The following is a 15,724-nucleotide window of genomic DNA, read 5'->3' as shown; positions in this document are numbered from 1 at the left end:
CGGCGCCGGCCGCCGCGGCACGGCTAGACTCGGTGCCATGCCTTCCGACGCCACTGCCGCACACCACATCCAGGACCTTGGCGCGTACGTCAGCGCCTCGCCGTCGAGCTTTCACGCAGTACAGGAAGCCGCCAGGCGGCTGGATGAGGCGGGCTTCACCGGCATGGACGAACTGGCGGCATGGCCGGCCGGCGGCGCGGAAGCCAGCGCCGCAGGACGGTTCTACGTGGTCCGCGACGGCGCCCTGATCGCCTGGGTGACGCCGGAGAATGCCGGACCCACCACCGGCTTCAACATCCTGGGGGCGCACACCGATTCGCCGTCGTTCAAGCTCAAGCCCAAGCCCACCACCGGCAAGTTCGGGTGGCTGCAGGCAGGTGTGGAAGTCTACGGAGGTCCCCTGCTCAATTCCTGGCTGGACCGGGAACTGCAGCTGGCCGGCCGGCTGGTGATGCTGGACGGTACGCAGTGCCTGACCGCCACCGGGCCGCTGCTGCGGTTCCCGCAACTCGCCATCCACCTGGACCGCGCGGTCAACGAGGGCCTGGCGCTGGACAAGCAGCAGCACATGAATCCCGTCTTCGGGCTCGGCGATCCGGCAGGCGAGGACCTCCTTGCGCTGCTGGCCGAACGGGCCACCCAGGCGGCTCCCGGTTCCGAGCCGGTGGATCCGGCACAGATCGGCGGGTACGACGTCGTCGTGGCGGATACGCAGCCGGCTGCGGTTTTCGGGGCCAAGAGCGAGTTCTTCGCCTCCGGACGCTTGGACAACCTGTCTGCCACCCATGCCGGCCTGACCGCGCTCATCGCGCATGCCGAAGCCGGAGACCAGGAGGACGGCGGGCCCGTCGCCGTACTGGCCGCGTTCGACCACGAGGAAATCGGGTCCAACTCGCGGTCGGGAGCCTGCGGACCGTTCCTCGAGGACGTCCTGGTACGCATCTCGGACGGACTCGGGGCTTCGGTCAGCCAGCGGCGCCAGGCCCTGGCGGCGTCGTTCTGCGTGTCGGCCGACGCCGGCCATGCGGTGCACCCGAACTATGCGGAGCGCCATGATCCGGTCAACCGGCCGGTGCTTAACGGCGGTCCGCTGCTGAAGATCAACGCCAACCAGCGCTACGCGACCGATGGGCCGGGTGCCGCGTTCTGGGCACGCCTGTGCGGCGATGCCGGGGTCCCGTACCAGGAGTTCGTCTCCAACAACGTGATGCCGTGCGGGTCCACCATCGGACCGCTCACGGCGACGCGGCTGGGCATCAGGACCGTGGACGTGGGTGTGCCGCTGCTGTCAATGCACTCCGCCCGCGAGCTCTGCGGCGTCGAGGACCCGTTCAGGCTGGCCCGGGTGACCGAACTGTTCTTCCGGACGGCCGCTTAGGCGGGACCGCGCGGGTCAGGAGCGCACTTCGGTGCGGTCCCGGGCGGCGGTGACAGCGTGGCGGAGTTGGCCGCGCCGGCCGGCAACATGCGTCGAGAGCCGGTCTGCAAGACCGGCCGCGCCCAGCGCCAGCCCCACAGCGAGGACGGCCAGTGCACTGGCCGCATAGGCGGGTTGGGCCGGCTGGTAGCTGATTTCGGGAACGCCGGGCGAAAGACTTGTGGTGATGTACGACTTCGGAATCACCCCCAAGGCTTCCTGCCGTTCCGCGGCAGTTCTCTCAATCCTGTCCACGATCCCGGTGAGCACCCTGCTCACGTCATCCCTCGTCTCCGCCACCACTTCCACTGTGATGGCCGAGCGGTCGAATGAGCTCTGCCACTGACCGCCTGAACTGGGGACGTAGACGGAGTAGCCGTTCCGGATGCCGGTGCCATACAGGTCGGCACTGGTAGTTCCGGGTTCGGTGTCGCCGCCCTCTCCGTTCACCAGCCGCTCCACCATCGCGGCGTAATGGATGGTGGCCTGCGAATCGGCCCGCAGCGGGTTCCCCCCCGCCGCGCCGCTCGGCGGGTAAAACACGACGTCGACTTTGCTCCAATAGACGCCGGTAGCGCCGGCTGCGTGCATAACGGCCGGAACCATCAGGGCCATCACAGCCAAGACGACATACCAGCGCCGAAGGACGGCCCGTATGCGCAGCCGGTGTTGGGGCCCGGGGCTAGGCATAGCGCTCCGTTCCCCGTGAATCCTTCATCCGCCAGTAGGCTCCGGACAGTCCGGCCACGAAGAACAGCATGCCTGCAGCCTGCGGGAAGGAGAATGCATCGAAGAATCCGGTGAGCACGGCGCCCGCAGCCAGGGAGGCTGCCAGCGCCGGGCCGAGGTTGGCCAGAAGCGGTTCCGTGTAGTGGCGGCGCGCCCTGATGGCGACGACGATCCCCACAGCCGGAACGGTGCACAGGGCGATCAGTCCGAGGATGCCCATGTCGATGAGGGTGACCAGGTACTGGTTATCGAGAATGCGGTACTCCGGCAGGAACGTCCCAAAGCCACGCCCCAGGAGTGGATTCATTTCCACGAAGGTAGCGGCGACGTCGTAGCTGTCCGTCCGTGATTTCAGGCTTGGGTCCTGGCCCCCAAACAGGCCCTTGATGGTGCCCACCATGCCGGGCACCGCCACCCAGACTATGCCCACCAGCGCCGCCGCTGTAAGGCCCGCCCGGCGCCGCACGGCCGGACTCCACGAGGGCAGGAGGACCACAACTGCCACCAGGACGCCGATAATCGCGGACCTCGACACGGACAGTAGCGCGGCCACGGTGATGGTTCCAACAGGGAACCAGCGCAGCAGAAGGCGGGAGCGGGTGTCGTGCAGGGCCAGTGTCAATGCGAGGGGAAGGATCATGGCGAGCACAAACGCGTATTCCAACGGGTTGCGGGCCGTGGCCATGGACCTGTTGAATCCGCCGCGGTCCTGGAGGGCGCCGAAGTCAGAAACGTTCAGGCCCGGGATGCTGAGTCTGTCGACGAAGGACTGACCAGAGAAGAACTGAAGAAGGCCAAGGGCCGCAAACGTGCCGCCCAGAAAGCAGAGCCAGCGCAGGAGCGTTATCAATCGTTCCCGGTTGGGGATACCGTCCGTGGCCAGCAGGAGGATACCGGCGAAAGCTGCAATCCGGAGCAGCCCGAGATTCAGTGCGTTGATTTCAGCCTCCGGGAGCGCACGGGACGCCCCGGCGGCGTAACTGGCCAGGGCTGCCGCTACAAAAAGGAGCAACGCTATCCGGATTGGTTGGGAGTCCCGGGCGAGGGACGGCGTCGGGCGTTGAACGTGGTACCAGCACCACCAAAGCAATGCGACGATGGCGAAGAGCGCCGCCGGGGCGCCCGCACCACCGAGTGCCGCCACAGTCCTGTTGGACGGGATGGCCAGAAGAAGGAAAAGGTAGACGGCCAGGACGGTCGCCGCGTCCGGTCCGGGCGGTCTTCGCTCCAGGCCGGGAAGAAATACCCGCTGCGGGGTGCCGCTGATGGTAAACATGCACTACCGCCGCAGATCGGCAACAGGCACGTGCGGGTCGGGAAGAGGCTCGGCCGTCCGGATTGCGCCGGAAAATGATGAGGAAGGCAGAGGCACCCGGTCCGCGCGGTTCCGCCGCGTCAGTTCCCCCTCGGCGAGGGGAAAGTCATCCGGGAGCGAAGCGGGGGTGCCAACATGCTTCTTCCCGCGCCGCTTAATCAGCCGCTTGTCGGCAAGCCCCGTCACTAGCAGCGTGCCTGCTAAACCGAGGGCCGCAACCACCAGCAGGGCCCGTGTCCGGGCCTCGCCCACAAGTGTCGTGTCCTTGTCGATGCCAAGGGTCAGCAAGGAGATCCGGGATGCTTGCGGGAGGGACAGCTCATCCTGGAGCGAGGTAATCGTCGCAGGCATGACCTCCAGCACGCGGTTCAGGACTTCCAACGTTGTTGCGGAGGAGTCTCCCGAGACTTTCACCCGCACGATGGGGCCGCTGGTAGTGGTGTCATGCTCGGTGGAGTATTCCGCGCCCGGGTAGGCCTCCTCAATCGGGCCGCGCACGGAGTCCGAATTCACTTTTACCGTAAGCACGCCCATGGCTTGGTCAAGGCCACCCATGTACAGGAACGGGTTGTCGCCCGAGATCACGGCTGTTGGGGGCGGTATGAGGGCTACATTTGCGGTCGCCTCGTAGGTCACCGGCGCCACACGGAATACCCAGAAGGACATTCCCGCCGTGATCAGCAGTCCGGCGAGCACGAAATACCAGCGACGCCTTGCGCTGGCGTATAGGTCACGTAAGAACACAGAATTTCCCCCGCCTCAACAGTTCTTGGAGCGCCTCGTAGCCTGTCATCGCAGTTTCCCCTTATCTTCGATGTACCGGGCGGAGCGCCCAGCCCGATTTGAGTTGGTCCAGGCCCTCTTTGCCCAGCACATTCAGGGCCAGCTTTTTCAGCGTCGAACGGCCGGCTTCCTTGACGAACCGGTGGGGCCTTCCGACCACCAAATCCTTGAGCTCCTCCAAGGCGCTGAGATCGGGCACGCCGTCCAGCAGTCCGCCGAAGGTGCCGCGGTAGGGGTCCGGAGAGACGCGCCTGCCGCGGATTCTGTTGCTGACGTTGGAATCGTGGACTAACTGGAGCCAGGCCGGGTCGCCCGAGATTTCCCTAACACCCATGGATCGTCCGAGGAGATTGTGCCAGTCGGACCAGCACGTGCGGGCCCCGCTCCAGTCCTCCCTGACTGAGCAGAAAGCGTTTGCCCGGTCTGTTCTCACGTAAAGTCCGCCGCCGCAGCGAATCAGGCCGTTGACGAGGTAGATCGCTGTGCGCGTACCTTGGTGGCCGGCCGCCTGGAGGCGTTCTACGAAGTCACTGCCAAGTCCGTCATCGTTGTCCAGGTTTGTGGTGAGGAGGTCGTTGTGCCTGGCCCCGGTGACGGCCCGCAGGTCCTGCAGCAACTCTGCACTACTGACCTCGGCGCGGAAGATCGGGGTGAAGACCGAGTCCTGGTTGAGCTCTGCAATGCGTTCCCTGAGCCAGGCGGGGCTTTGCGGGTCGAAATAGATGATCCAATGGAAATTCTGGTTCGACTGGCCCCGGACGGAGGGTAGGCAGTAGCTCTCGAAGAGGCCAAGGCGGGTCTGTAGCCACCCGTCCCTGGCCCTTATCCTGCTCTCGGCGCCCCGTGAGGGCAGGTTGAACCTGGTGAGGAGGACGTGGTCTGCCGGCGAATTCATAGTTTCACCTTGTAAATGTGGTAGGTGTATTCCGATTCGAAGGTGTCAGTAAAAGAGCCTGCCGCATCAATCGGGACGGTGCGGTTTTCGAAGAGGACTTCAGCCTGGTTCGTTTTGATGCCGTCGGGAAGTTTGAAATTCCTGCTGCCTGGCGTGGAGCTTCCGTCCACCATGGAAAAAATATAGGCGTAACCATCGCGGATTTTCAGCATGGTATCCAGCTGATTTCCCAGTGAATAATCGTAGGACTGCGTATTAATCACGGGCGCAAGCTCCCGGATGCGGGAATTCACGGTTTTTACCGCTTCCATCTGTTCGGCCCCGCAGAAGCCAGTCATGACCTGCGAGAGCCGCAGCACGCTTCCGCCGCCACAGGGTCCGCTCAGGCTTTGATTGAAGTACACAATCCCGCGCGCCTCATTAATGACGGAATTCATCACGGCTCCCTGCAGCTGGCCAGCCGAAATATTTGCAACAAAGGGGCCTTCCCCCGGACCGCCGTTGAGGTTTTCCACGAACTGCCACAGGGGTTGCAGCTTTCCATCCGCAGCGTCCTGCATCCGGAGGGCCTTCATCGTTTTCCCATAACTGGACGCTGTGCGGCAGTTTTGTTCGGCAACAGGCGCCAGATGGGCGTTTGTATAGGGTTTCAGGCCGCAGTACGGAATCGTGTACCAGTACATGTCCACCGAGACGGCGTCGGTGAAATTGTTGACGAATTGCTGGGCATCCGGCGCTGCCATGTAATGGCTGATGACCATTTGGGTGAAGTTGGCGTATTTGAAGAACCCTTGGGGCGTCCCGCCGGCCAGCGCCTGCAGGTGCTGCCGGCCGGCTTCCGGGGTGAACCGCCCGTCAACCTCGTCGTCGAGGAAGGAGCCAACCCAGTTGCGGCTCTGCTCCGTGAACGTATCGTTCAGTTTTCCGCCGATCCAGAAGACACCGTTGGCCTCAAAGATCGAGTAGGGAGTGGTGTCTGACATCCCCATGTAGGTGTTGATGCCGTGATCTTTGTCGTACTGGACTTCGGCGTCGCTGCTGATCCCGTTGTACCAAATGGCTATGGGAAAGAAGCTCGGATCATCCCAGCCGGCGCCGTCGGCCTTGGCGAACTTCTTCCAGTAATCAGGACCGCCTTCCCAAGGGATCTTGGGTAGATCTTGAACGGCCACAACGGGTGCTGCCTGGATCCGGGAACTGTCGGGGGCTGTGCATCCCGCAACAAGGAGCCCCACGGCTGATAGCAGGGCTGTTGAGGCCAGCCACGCCCGCATAGTAGATCCCCTGCCGCCGCCCGCCCTCCGCTGGAAGCTGTTGCGTTTTCCTGTCGTTCTGATTCCGCGCATGCCTTGTTCCCTTCGCTCCTGTGGCTCTGTTGCCCGCGTTGCTCTGGTTACGCTCATCGCTGTCACTCCGCTCAACCGTCATTGCTGCACTACTCCGTTATGCCTCCTGCTTGGATGTGCGCGCTCCCAACATTTGAAGGAGCTGGGTGGCCCTTGCGTCCCATGTGTGGAGTCCCGCGAAGTGACGGCGCCCTTCCTCCGCCACGGGATCGTGCGGCCGGGCTAATGCCTGCTGCACGCGGTTTGCGAACTCTTCACGGCCGCTGCCGATGGCCACCAGCCCCGTGTTCAACCACCGGACGGCCGGCAGGTCGGTGGCAACAACAGGGATGCCCGCGGCAAGGTAGTCGAGGGTCTTGAGCGGGAAACTTGCGCGGTTGAAGGCGGTATCGGCGTACGGGGTGAGGCCTACCCCTGCTGTTGCGAGGTGTTGCCCCAGTTCCGTGGACGGAAGTTCCCCCAGCCAGGTCACGTTCTCGGAGGCCAGAAATAGGTCCAGGCGACGCCCCGTTTGCGGGTCGCGCTCCGTTCGGGGACCGATGACGAGGATCGGAACCCCCGCATCGTTGACCGCCTCCAATAGGTCCATGTCCAGCCGTTCGTTCAACTGGCCCACGAGGGCGGCATTGTCGGAGCGTTCGACGCGGAGCGGTGTTTCTTCCCGAATATCACAGCCGTTGGGCAGGACCACGACGGCGGACTGGCGGCCCGGGAAGCCCGCCTCCAGGCTTTCGGCCAGATGCGGGGACACGGCCGCGGCGATGTCCGCATCGCGGAGATTCCGGCGCAGCGTCCGGCGTACCAATGACGCCGACAGGCCCATCATTGGCGCTCCGGCCACCCAGTCATCGGTGACAAACAGGATTTTCCGGCCCGCCAGCCGGGGGGGGAAACCGGAAGTGGGCGCTGAGACCATCACGGCAACGGGCGTGGCAGCCATTGCCCGGAGAGTGAGCCGGATAGCTCGTCCCAAGAAGCGGTTGGCAAGCATGGCAAGGATCGGCCGGGTGAAACCCGGAACTGAAAGTGAGCGAAGGCGGGTGATGCCGGGTGCAACGTTGCTCAGTTCGGTGCGGCCATGAAGTACGTTCATGCCGTGCCCGGCGGCAAGGTTCAACGGGAGCGGTGGATCGACCCACAGCACTGGAACCTGGCGGGCCAGAGCTGCCGCCAGCCTGTGGTCGGTCCCTTGAACATTCTCCCAGCGGCTTCCGGGGACATACACGAACACCTGCCGCCCTTGCTTGCAGTCGCCACTGCCGGCTTGAAGCATGCGGTTGCCTTCCTCTGTCACAAAGCGACCATGCACTCTGTGATTCCAAGGTGCACGGACCGGTGGTGATGAACTGAGGCAAATATAGTGACCGGTTCTACCCGGCACTAGAGAATGCACCACTTGGGTGAGGGGCTCCACCACTCGCATGACGCCCCCCGCAGCGAGAGGGTCACGCGGCTAGAACCGGTCAGTTCCCTTAGGGGCGCGCCCGGTTCCTAGGCGAGTCCGATCACCAGGTTAATGGTGGTGGCCAAGATGACGGTGCCGAAGAGATAGGACAGCAGACTGTGTTTGAGGGCTTCGGCCCTGATGAGGTGGTTCTGCAGATTGGTATCGGACACCTGGTACGTCATGCCCAGGCTCGTGGCCAGATAGGCGAAATCCGTGTACTGCGGCGGCCGGTCCTGGTTGAAATCGATGCCGCCCGCGTCTTTTGCGCCCCTCTTCCCGGGACTGTAGTACAGCTCTGCGTAGCGCAGCGTGAAAAGGGTCTGCACCAGGATCCACGACAACGCGACGCACGCCAGGGCCAGAAGCCCGCCGCTCAGTCGCGAGCCGCCGTCGGACCGGTGCGAGTCCACCACCACGGCGGCAACTGCGGCCAGGCTGGCGACGTTGGCTACCAGGATCAGCAGGTCGGTGGTCCTGCGGGACGGGTCCTCAGACGTCGCGTGCGCGCGGGTCCCTGCAGGGTCCAGGCGTCCCACCACGAGCCAGACCCAGGCCACGTAGACCAGCGCGGCGCTGCCCCAGCCGACGGCTGGCGCCTCCACCCAATATCCGGACAGTCCTGTCGCCGCCGCGGCAGCCAGCCCGGTCAAAACCATGGCAAGGAACCGCAGCCGGCTTCGTTTGACCCTGGCGGGCAGGGGACTGGTGTCCATGTGTCGATACTCTAGCCAACCAAACGGGCCGCACCCGGTTCCGGACGGTTTTTCCACATAGGGTCCCGGCGTGTTTTCGCCCGGGACGGCTCCGGGACTAGCCTGAAGCAGTCGCGAATCGCCGAAACCGACCTAAATGCACTAAGATATTGAAGTCTGTGCTGCGTCCTGACTCCGTTTTGGGGCCGGACGCGCACGGCACCGCAAATGAACCTCCTGTTACGGAAATGCCGTAACCGCTTAGCCCAAAGGAGGTGGGTTCACATATGCGTCCTTACGAATTGATGGTAATCATCGACCCCGAGGTCGAAGAGCGTACCGTTGAGCCGTCGCTTCAGAAGTTCCTGAACGTCATCACCAACGATGGTGGAACCATCGAAAAGGTTGACATCTGGGGCCGTCGTCGACTGGCTTACGAAATCAAGAAGAAGTCTGAAGGTATCTACGCCGTGGTGAACTTCACCGCCAAGCCGGACACCGCCAAGGAACTTGACCGCCAGCTGAGTCTCAACGAGACCATCATGCGCACCAAGATCACCCGCCCCGAAGAGCAGAAGGTCGTTGCTGAGTAATTTCAGCACCGTTCATTCAATCTTTACCCCGCAGGAACGAACAAGGAGGCAGTAGATGGCAGGCGAAACCACTATTACGGTCATCGGTAATCTCACCAATGACCCCGAACTGAGGTTCACACCGTCAGGTTCGGCAGTAGCGAATTTCACCATCGCTTCTACGCCCCGCACCTTCGATCGCCAGTCGAACGAGTGGAAGGACGGGGAAACCCTGTTCCTCCGCGCATCCGTTTGGCGTGAAGCAGCCGAAAACGTCGCCGAATCCCTCACAAAGGGTATGCGGGTTATCGTTTCCGGCCGTTTGAAGAGCCGTTCCTACGAAACCAAAGAAGGCGAGAAGCGCACCGTTATCGAGCTCGAAGTCGATGAAATCGGCCCGAGCCTGCGTTACGCCAATGCCAAGGTCAACCGCACCCAGCGCTCCGGCGGACAGGGTGGACAGGGTGGCTTCGGCGGCGGCAACAGCGGCGGTGGGTTCGGTGGCGGCCAGGGCGCAAGCCAGGGCGGCAATACCGGAGGAAACTGGGGCGGCAACCAGCCCGCAGCGCAGGAAGACCCTTGGGCGACGCCCGGAGTCAGCAATGCAGGCGGCGGCTGGGGCAACGGCCCGGATTCCGAACCTCCCTTCTAACCAATAATTCAGGTCCGGCGCCGGAACCCGCCGGGATGCCTCACGGCTCCCGGTTGAGTGCCGCCGTCGAACCACCACCATCCCGTGGATCAATATCCACGGGCTCCCTAGAATAGGAGCTCCACGATGGCTAAGGCTGAACTCCGTAAGCCCAAACCAAAGTCCAACCCCTTGAAGGCCGCTGACATCACTGTCATCGACTACAAGGACGTAGCATTGCTGCGCAAGTTCATCTCCGACCGCGGAAAGATCCGCGCCCGTCGCGTCACTGGCGTCACGGTGCAGGAACAGCGCAAGATCGCCCAGGCAATCAAGAACGCCCGCGAAGTTGCTCTGCTGCCTTACTCCGGCGCTGGCCGCGGCTAAGGAAGGGATTAACTAAAATGGCAAAGCTCATTCTGACCCACGAAGTAACCGGTCTCGGTGCTGCTGGCGACGTTGTCGAGGTCAAGGACGGTTACGCACGTAACTTCCTGCTGCCCCGCGGTTTCGCTCTGACCTGGTCCAAGGGTGGCGAGAAGCAGGTTGAGTCCATCAAGGCTGCCCGCGCTGCCCGCGAGCACGCTTCCCTGGAAGACGCTCAGAAGCAGGCCGCTGCACTTCAGGCCAAGCCGGTCAAGCTCGTTGTCAAGGCTGGCGAGACCGGACGTCTGTTCGGCACCGTCAAGCAGGGCGACGTGGCGGACGCTGTTGAGGCTGCCGGCCTCGGCCGCATCGACAAGCGCAAGGTTGAACTGCCGGCTCACATCAAGTCGACCGGTTCCTACCAGGCCAACGTCCGTCTGCACGACGACGTTGCGGCTGTGATCGAACTCGACGTAGTCGCAGGCAAGTAGTCCCTCCGGCCACTCGCCAGAGCGCTACGCAGTCCTGAACTGCTGAGGGCCCCCGCCTCGGATTCCTTTTCGGAACCGAAGGCGGGGGCCCTTGTTCTTTAGTCCTCCGGTTGTTCACACGGGTGCTATTCCCAATGCCTGCTGCGTCCGGCGGCTACTCCTGGTGCATCACGGTAGTGGAGTGCCGGTGGCCCGCCCGGATGAGTTCGACCAACACGGCCTCATCCACGTCCTCGAGCTTGTTGATGTACAGGCACCCTGCGCCCACCTTGTGCTTGCCAAGGCGCGGCAGCAGCTCCGCGGCCTCAGGTGCGTAGGTCAGTCCGTAGAGCGAAAGGCTCCCCTTGCGCGGGGAGAATCCCACGGCCACAGTGTCCCCCTCCCTGCCGCTCTCATATCGGTAGTGGTAACTGCCAAAACCCACGATGCCGGGGCCCCACATCACAGGCATTTCGCCGGTGTTCTCCTTCATGAGGGCCAGGAGCCGCAGGCCGTCCCGACGGCGTGCAGGATTCTCCACGCCGTCAAGGAAATCCTCGACAGAGGCGTCGGTTGCGCGGGTCTTGTTTTCAACCATGAGGGCAGTCTGGCAGACGCCGCTGCGCTTGTCAGCAGGGTTCACGGCAGCGTTCCGCAGCGGTGTTCCGTTGCTGCGGAATAAATGCGGGGGCGGGCAGGTTGAGTCGGTAGATGCAAATGCATGTAAGCTCGATTTACCGCCGACCTTCAGGAGCAGACCGTGGAAACCCGCCGCATAACCGTCCTCACCGCCGGACTGGGCGTACCGTCGTCGAGCAGGCTGCTGGCCGATCAGCTCGCGGCCACAGCCGAACGCAAGCTCGCTGCCGCCGGCTACGCGGTGGCCGTAGATGTGGTGGAACTCCGTGATCTTGCCGCGGACATTGCCAACAACTTTGTGACCGGATACGCGCCGCCGCGCCTTGCAGAAGTGATTGCCGGCGTGGAGGATTCGGACGGCATCATCGCCGTCACGCCGGTGTTCAGCGCCTCCTACAGCGGACTGTTCAAATCCTTCTTTGATGTCCTGGACCCCAAATCGCTGGAGGGCAAGGCCGTCCTCCTCGGAGCAACCGGCGGCACCGACCGCCACCAGATGGTCCTGGACTACGCCATGCGGCCCCTGTTCAGCTACCTGCGGACCCGCACGGCTGCCACCGGTGTCTTCGCCGGACCCCAGGACTGGGGCAACACGGACGACGGCGGCTCGCCCCTTTCGGTGCGGATCAACCGGGCGGCTGATGAGTTTTCGGAGCTGGTCACCGCTTCGCGGCCGCGGCGGACGCCGGACGCAGGGTCCCTGCCGTTTGAGCAGCTCCTGGCCGGCATCTCGAACGGCCGTTAGACAACGGCCGTTGGGCACCGGCGGGGTGTGGTCCGAACTTTTCCGAGGTTCCAGTCGTTGTGCGGGACATGAAATGCCCTGTGGATTCGATTGACCTGGTGATGAGTGAGCGCAGCGGAGTGGAGATCGACTACTGCCCGCAGTGTCGGGGCGTGTGGCTTGACCGGGGTGAACTCGACAAGATCATCGACCGCGCCGCCGAACTGATGGGCCCGGGGACCCCGGCCGCCCCGGCCGCTCCGCCAACTCCCGGGCTTGTTCCGCCGCCGCTGTACGGCAACCTCGACCCGCGCCGCGATGCCAGGCGACCTGATGACCGCCGCTATGACGACCGCCGGGACCGGCCGCGCCACGACCAGCCCCACTATGACGACCGCCGCTACGACGACCGTCGGCGGCCCAAGAAGAAGGAAGGCTGGCTCGGCGACCTCTTTGATTTCTGAGGCGCTTCGCCTGGGCTGGCGTCCTGCCCCCACGGCGGCGCATCGGGTCAGGCTGGCGGCTCAGTCGTCGAGCAGTGCAATGAATTCCCTGGCCTGCTTCATGGAAATGTCCGAGTGCCGGGTCAGCGCCGTTGCAGCGGCCTCGGTGTCACCGCTCTTGGCAAGAGTACGGATCCGGCCGTAAATCTCGTCGTTCAGCATGTTGCTGCTGACCTCACGCGTGACATCGCCCTTGCTGGCGATGGCGCGGTAGCGGTAGGGGAAACGCTCGGGTGCGTCGTCGTCGTCATGCTCCAGGGTCTCCGGGGCCTCGGGGGCCGCTGAGCGGAACGGCTGCGGATGCGCGGCCAGGGCGCCGACGGCGTCGCGGGAGGCCCGCAGGCCCTCACCTGACGCTTCATAGTAGAGCTTGATGGCCGCCATGGCCTGGCCCTGGGCGATCAGGGCGTACAGGCGCCGGTGCTGGTCCTCGGTGAGCTTGGCAGCCGCGGCCCTGGCCACTTCCTCGGGATCGCCGGGCGGCGTGCTGCGACTGGCTGTGCCGCGACTGGCTGTGCCGCGACCCGCTGTGCCGGGAGAAGGCTGGGCGCCGGCGGTGCGGCGTCCTATGGCACGGGCCACCATCAGGACGGCGGCTCCTGCGATGAGCAGGATCAGGACGGGGATCACCAGTGATTCCATTGCTACAGCCGATCTACATAATTCTTGGCGGTCAAAAGATCAGAATGCGTTGCCTGCCGCAGCATCCTGATGGCCTGCAGTTTCTGGCCGTTGCGGGCCATGGACTGCAACTGCAGTGCGAACTGCGGGTTTAACTGGCCCCCGGGGAGGACCGGACCTTGGTAGCCGTGCATCCCCACGCCCGGGCTCGACCCGGCCTGGGCGCGCAGGGCCGCCCGGGTGTTGTCAGCCTGCTGCGACTGCTGTTGCTCGTTCTGGCTTGGCCGGGTGGCGGCATCAACCCGCGCCCGTGCGGCGGTGGCTGCCCGCACCTGGGCGGCGTAGTGTGCCTGCGATCGGATGGCCAGTTCCAGCTGATAGCGCTCGGCATCCGAGATGCCGCTGTCCCGCGGCTTGAGGGCCGTGGAAACCGCCCAGATAACTGCCACAAGGATGAGGGCAGGCAGCATAACCATCAATACATCGCCCATGAATAGAGCTTATGCCAGTTCGCTGTTATCCACAGCATATTCTCGACGGCGCATACAGCCCTGCAGGGAATGCGTCAATTCGGAAGCCGGGGAGTGGCCGGGATCACGGCGCGGGTATATTCTCCGTCACGTCGACCCGAGTTACTGGCCGGTATCCCCAAAGGGAACCTGCAAGCTGTGGATGAACGTTTCTAAAAAGAATCTTTCATCCACAGCCCAATCTGAAAGTTTTCGCAGGTCAGGGCCATATGGGGGCTCAAAGTTTTTTGATTTCCACAGGTAGCCTCACAGGCTGTGCACAAGCAGTGGCAGGTAGTCCACAACTTATCCACAGGTGTGCATGTATGTGGGCTTGGTGGCCGGGGGGAGGGGTACTAACGTAGCGGGATACCTGTTTTTGGGGCCTTAGTACTTGGTTTCCGGAGTTCCGACAGGCCTGCCGGAGGAGATCCGGATGGGGACCCCGAGGTTCAATTGTGGATAACCTCCGCAAATTGGGGATAACCGGGTTCTACGGCCGTCGCGGCGGGCGCGGGCGCAGGCCCGTGCAGGAAGACTGTCGGTGCCGGGTGGTAATACTGGCACTGCCGCACAGCGGGGTTCCGCTGCCCCGCGGCAGCCCAATGGCAGATAGCTACAGCACCGACGGCATTGGGAAATACGCCGCGGTACACAATGGAGGACGGCAGCTTTGTCAGTTACGCACCTGGATTCAATCGAGGGCACCCGGAGTTCCGAAGGCAGCCGAAAGCCGCCTCAGGACATCCCCGCTGAGCAATCAGTTCTTGGCGGCATGATGTTGTCCAAGGACGCCATAGCCGATGTGGTTGAGATCCTTCGGGGCCAAGACTTCTACCGCCCCGCCCACGAGACTATCTACGAGGCCGTGATAGACCTCTACGGCCGTGGCGAGCCCGCCGACGCCGTGACAGTGTCCGATGAGCTGACCAAGCGCGGCGAGATCAACAGGATCGGCGGACCCGCCTACCTGCACGAGCTCATCCAGACCGTACCCACGGCAGCCAACGCCGGGTACTACGCGGAGATCGTTGCCGAGCGTGCAGTCCTCCGCCGGCTGGTCAATGCCGGAACCAAGATCGTCCAGCTGGGCTACGGCTCGGACGGCGAAGTGGAAGACCTGGTCAACCAGGCCCAGGCCGAGGTGTACGCCGTTGCCGAGCGGCGTACCGCCGAGGACTATGTGGTCCTCAAGGACGTCATGGAGTCCACGGTGGACGAGATCGAAGCGTCCGGCCACCGCGGCGAGGGGATGGTAGGTGTCCCCACGGGTTTCTACGAACTGGATGAACTGACCCACGGTCTGCACCCGGGCCAGATGATCGTTATCGCCGCCCGCCCGGCGGTCGGTAAGTCAACGTTCGCGCTGGACTTTGCCCGGTCCGCAGCGATCAAGAACAACCTCGCGACGGTGATGTTCTCCCTGGAAATGGGCCGGAACGAGATTGCCATGCGCCTTCTCTCCGCGGAGGCCACGATCGGCCTCCAGGATCTCCGAAAGGGCACCATCAAGGACGAGCAATGGTCCAAGATCGCCACCACCATGGGCCGGATGAACGACGCCCCGCTGTTCATTGATGACAGCCCCAACATGTCGCTCATGGAAATCCGGGCCAAGTGCCGCCGCCTCAAGCAGCAGCACGACCTCAAGCTGGTCATCCTCGACTACCTGCAGCTGATGAGCTCGGGCAAGAAAGTGGAATCCCGCCAGCAGGAAGTCTCCGAGTTCTCCCGTGCGCTGAAGCTGCTGGCCAAGGAGCTCCAGGTGCCAGTGATTGCCCTGTCGCAGCTGAACCGTGGCTCCGAACAACGCCAGGACAAGCGGCCCATGGTCTCGGACCTCCGTGAATCAGGGTCCATCGAGCAGGACGCCGACATGGTCATCCTGCTGCACCGCGAGGACGTGTACGACAAGGAGTCGCCGCGCGCGGGCGAGGCGGACATCCTCATTGCCAAGCACCGTAACGGCCCCACCAAGGACATTGTGGTGGCCTTCCAAGGGCACTATTCGCGGTTCGCCAACATGGCGGCGGACGCCGGCGGGGGCGGCTTCTAGTCAGCCGGA

18 protein-coding genes are annotated in these 15,724 nt (G+C 63.7%); 8 read left to right on the top strand and 10 right to left on the bottom strand.

The genetic code is table 11. The features are described from left to right. Nucleotides 1–37 precede the first annotated feature (37 nt). Nucleotides 38–1,378, top strand: coding sequence for a M18 family aminopeptidase (locus TV39_RS06225; protein ID WP_043479724.1), 1,341 nt, complete (start codon nt 38–40; stop codon nt 1,376–1,378). Nucleotides 1,379–1,393: 15 nt separating this feature from the next. Here TV39_RS06225 and TV39_RS06220 read toward each other — a convergent pair whose 3' ends face one another. The 7 genes from TV39_RS06220 to TV39_RS06190 form a co-directional block, all read right to left on the bottom strand. Beyond that, nucleotides 1,394–2,041: a hypothetical protein gene (locus tag TV39_RS06220; RefSeq protein WP_144406339.1), complete on the bottom strand. Its 648-nt coding sequence runs from the start codon at nt 2,039–2,041 to the stop codon at nt 1,394–1,396. Nucleotides 2,042–2,099: 58 nt separating this feature from the next. Continuing rightward, nucleotides 2,100–3,422, bottom strand: a complete 1,323-nt coding sequence (locus tag TV39_RS06215) for an O-antigen ligase family protein (protein ID WP_043479721.1) — start codon at nt 3,420–3,422, stop codon at nt 2,100–2,102. Nucleotides 3,423–3,425: 3 nt separating this feature from the next. After that, the gene (locus TV39_RS06210; protein WP_043479719.1) at nt 3,426–4,157 is read right to left on the bottom strand and encodes a hypothetical protein; all 732 of its coding nucleotides are present in this window, start codon (nt 4,155–4,157) and stop codon (nt 3,426–3,428) included. Between the two features lie 109 nt (nt 4,158–4,266). Beyond that, a complete protein-coding gene (locus tag TV39_RS06205; RefSeq protein ID WP_043479717.1) occupies nt 4,267–5,139 on the bottom strand; it encodes a glycosyltransferase in 873 nt (290 codons plus the stop codon). After that, nucleotides 5,136–6,485: a hypothetical protein gene (locus tag TV39_RS06200; RefSeq protein WP_235347296.1), complete on the bottom strand. Its 1,350-nt coding sequence runs from the start codon at nt 6,483–6,485 to the stop codon at nt 5,136–5,138. Before TV39_RS06200 ends, TV39_RS06205 begins: the two co-directional genes overlap by 4 nt. Before the next feature lie 97 nt (nt 6,486–6,582). Further along, nucleotides 6,583–7,758: a glycosyltransferase gene (locus TV39_RS06195; protein ID WP_043479715.1), complete on the bottom strand. Its 1,176-nt coding sequence runs from the start codon at nt 7,756–7,758 to the stop codon at nt 6,583–6,585. Nucleotides 7,759–7,976: 218 nt separating this feature from the next. After that, a complete protein-coding gene (locus tag TV39_RS06190; protein WP_043479713.1) occupies nt 7,977–8,645 on the bottom strand; it encodes a DUF1345 domain-containing protein in 669 nt (222 codons plus the stop codon). Between the two features lie 266 nt (nt 8,646–8,911). On the opposite strand from TV39_RS06190, the gene rpsF reads away from it, so the two are divergent. From rpsF to rplI, 4 genes are all read left to right on the top strand, one after another. Next, the gene (gene rpsF, locus TV39_RS06185) at nt 8,912–9,217 is read left to right on the top strand and encodes a 30S ribosomal protein S6 (RefSeq protein ID WP_011693941.1); all 306 of its coding nucleotides are present in this window, start codon (nt 8,912–8,914) and stop codon (nt 9,215–9,217) included. Between the two features lie 55 nt (nt 9,218–9,272). Beyond that, nucleotides 9,273–9,848, top strand: a complete 576-nt coding sequence (locus tag TV39_RS06180) for a single-stranded DNA-binding protein (protein ID WP_043479711.1) — start codon at nt 9,273–9,275, stop codon at nt 9,846–9,848. A 126-nt stretch (nt 9,849–9,974) separates the two neighbouring features. Beyond that, complete coding sequence (rpsR, locus tag TV39_RS06175; RefSeq protein WP_003800144.1) at nt 9,975–10,214, top strand: 30S ribosomal protein S18; 240 nt, start codon at nt 9,975–9,977, stop codon at nt 10,212–10,214. Between the two features lie 17 nt (nt 10,215–10,231). Continuing rightward, nucleotides 10,232–10,684: a 50S ribosomal protein L9 gene (gene rplI / locus TV39_RS06170; protein ID WP_043479709.1), complete on the top strand. Its 453-nt coding sequence runs from the start codon at nt 10,232–10,234 to the stop codon at nt 10,682–10,684. Between the two features lie 154 nt (nt 10,685–10,838). Here rplI and TV39_RS06165 read toward each other — a convergent pair whose 3' ends face one another. Beyond that, nucleotides 10,839–11,261 (bottom strand): DUF1801 domain-containing protein, encoded by a 423-nt coding sequence (locus TV39_RS06165; protein ID WP_043479891.1) that lies wholly within the window; start codon nt 11,259–11,261, stop codon nt 10,839–10,841. Between the two features lie 162 nt (nt 11,262–11,423). On the opposite strand from TV39_RS06165, the gene TV39_RS06160 reads away from it, so the two are divergent. After that, a complete protein-coding gene (locus TV39_RS06160; RefSeq protein WP_043479707.1) occupies nt 11,424–12,047 on the top strand; it encodes an FMN reductase in 624 nt (207 codons plus the stop codon). A 68-nt stretch (nt 12,048–12,115) separates the two neighbouring features. Beyond that, nucleotides 12,116–12,490 carry a TFIIB-type zinc ribbon-containing protein gene (locus TV39_RS06155; protein ID WP_043479704.1) on the top strand — a complete coding sequence of 125 codons (375 nt, stop codon included), beginning with the start codon at nt 12,116–12,118 and terminating at the stop codon, nt 12,488–12,490. A 60-nt stretch (nt 12,491–12,550) separates the two neighbouring features. Here TV39_RS06155 and TV39_RS06150 read toward each other — a convergent pair whose 3' ends face one another. Continuing rightward, nucleotides 12,551–13,171 (bottom strand): hypothetical protein, encoded by a 621-nt coding sequence (locus TV39_RS06150; RefSeq protein WP_043479703.1) that lies wholly within the window; start codon nt 13,169–13,171, stop codon nt 12,551–12,553. Nucleotides 13,172–13,173: 2 nt separating this feature from the next. Then, nucleotides 13,174–13,641: a hypothetical protein gene (locus tag TV39_RS06145; RefSeq protein ID WP_043479701.1), complete on the bottom strand. Its 468-nt coding sequence runs from the start codon at nt 13,639–13,641 to the stop codon at nt 13,174–13,176. A gap of 691 nt (nt 13,642–14,332) precedes the next feature. Here TV39_RS06145 and dnaB point away from each other — a divergent pair. Further along, nucleotides 14,333–15,715, top strand: coding sequence for a replicative DNA helicase (gene dnaB, locus TV39_RS06140; RefSeq protein ID WP_043479700.1), 1,383 nt, complete (start codon nt 14,333–14,335; stop codon nt 15,713–15,715). Nucleotides 15,716–15,724 lie beyond the last annotated feature (9 nt).

Source organism: Arthrobacter sp. SPG23, from assembly GCF_000876655.1.
Classification (GTDB): Bacteria; Actinomycetota; Actinomycetes; order Actinomycetales; family Micrococcaceae; genus Arthrobacter.
Note: the sequence above shows the minus strand (reverse complement) of the source record. Positions and strands in the feature narration are given on the sequence as shown.

Coding starts and splice junctions, on each gene's coding strand:
- TV39_RS06225 (WP_043479724.1), top strand. CDS start 38: ATGCCTTCCGACGCCACTGCCGCACACCACATCCAGGACCTTGGCGCG.
- TV39_RS06215 (WP_043479721.1), bottom strand. CDS start 3,422: ATGTTTACCATCAGCGGCACCCCGCAGCGGGTATTTCTTCCCGGCCTG.
- TV39_RS06205 (WP_043479717.1), bottom strand. CDS start 5,139: ATGAATTCGCCGGCAGACCACGTCCTCCTCACCAGGTTCAACCTGCCC.
- TV39_RS06200 (WP_235347296.1), bottom strand. CDS start 6,485: ATGCGCGGAATCAGAACGACAGGAAAACGCAACAGCTTCCAGCGGAGG.
- TV39_RS06195 (WP_043479715.1), bottom strand. CDS start 7,758: ATGCTTCAAGCCGGCAGTGGCGACTGCAAGCAAGGGCGGCAGGTGTTC.
- TV39_RS06190 (WP_043479713.1), bottom strand. CDS start 8,645: ATGGACACCAGTCCCCTGCCCGCCAGGGTCAAACGAAGCCGGCTGCGG.
- rpsF (WP_011693941.1), top strand. CDS start 8,912: ATGCGTCCTTACGAATTGATGGTAATCATCGACCCCGAGGTCGAAGAG.
- TV39_RS06180 (WP_043479711.1), top strand. CDS start 9,273: ATGGCAGGCGAAACCACTATTACGGTCATCGGTAATCTCACCAATGAC.
- rpsR (WP_003800144.1), top strand. CDS start 9,975: ATGGCTAAGGCTGAACTCCGTAAGCCCAAACCAAAGTCCAACCCCTTG.
- rplI (WP_043479709.1), top strand. CDS start 10,232: ATGGCAAAGCTCATTCTGACCCACGAAGTAACCGGTCTCGGTGCTGCT.
- TV39_RS06165 (WP_043479891.1), bottom strand. CDS start 11,261: ATGGTTGAAAACAAGACCCGCGCAACCGACGCCTCTGTCGAGGATTTC.
- TV39_RS06155 (WP_043479704.1), top strand. CDS start 12,116: ATGAAATGCCCTGTGGATTCGATTGACCTGGTGATGAGTGAGCGCAGC.
- TV39_RS06150 (WP_043479703.1), bottom strand. CDS start 13,171: ATGGAATCACTGGTGATCCCCGTCCTGATCCTGCTCATCGCAGGAGCC.
- TV39_RS06145 (WP_043479701.1), bottom strand. CDS start 13,641: ATGGGCGATGTATTGATGGTTATGCTGCCTGCCCTCATCCTTGTGGCA.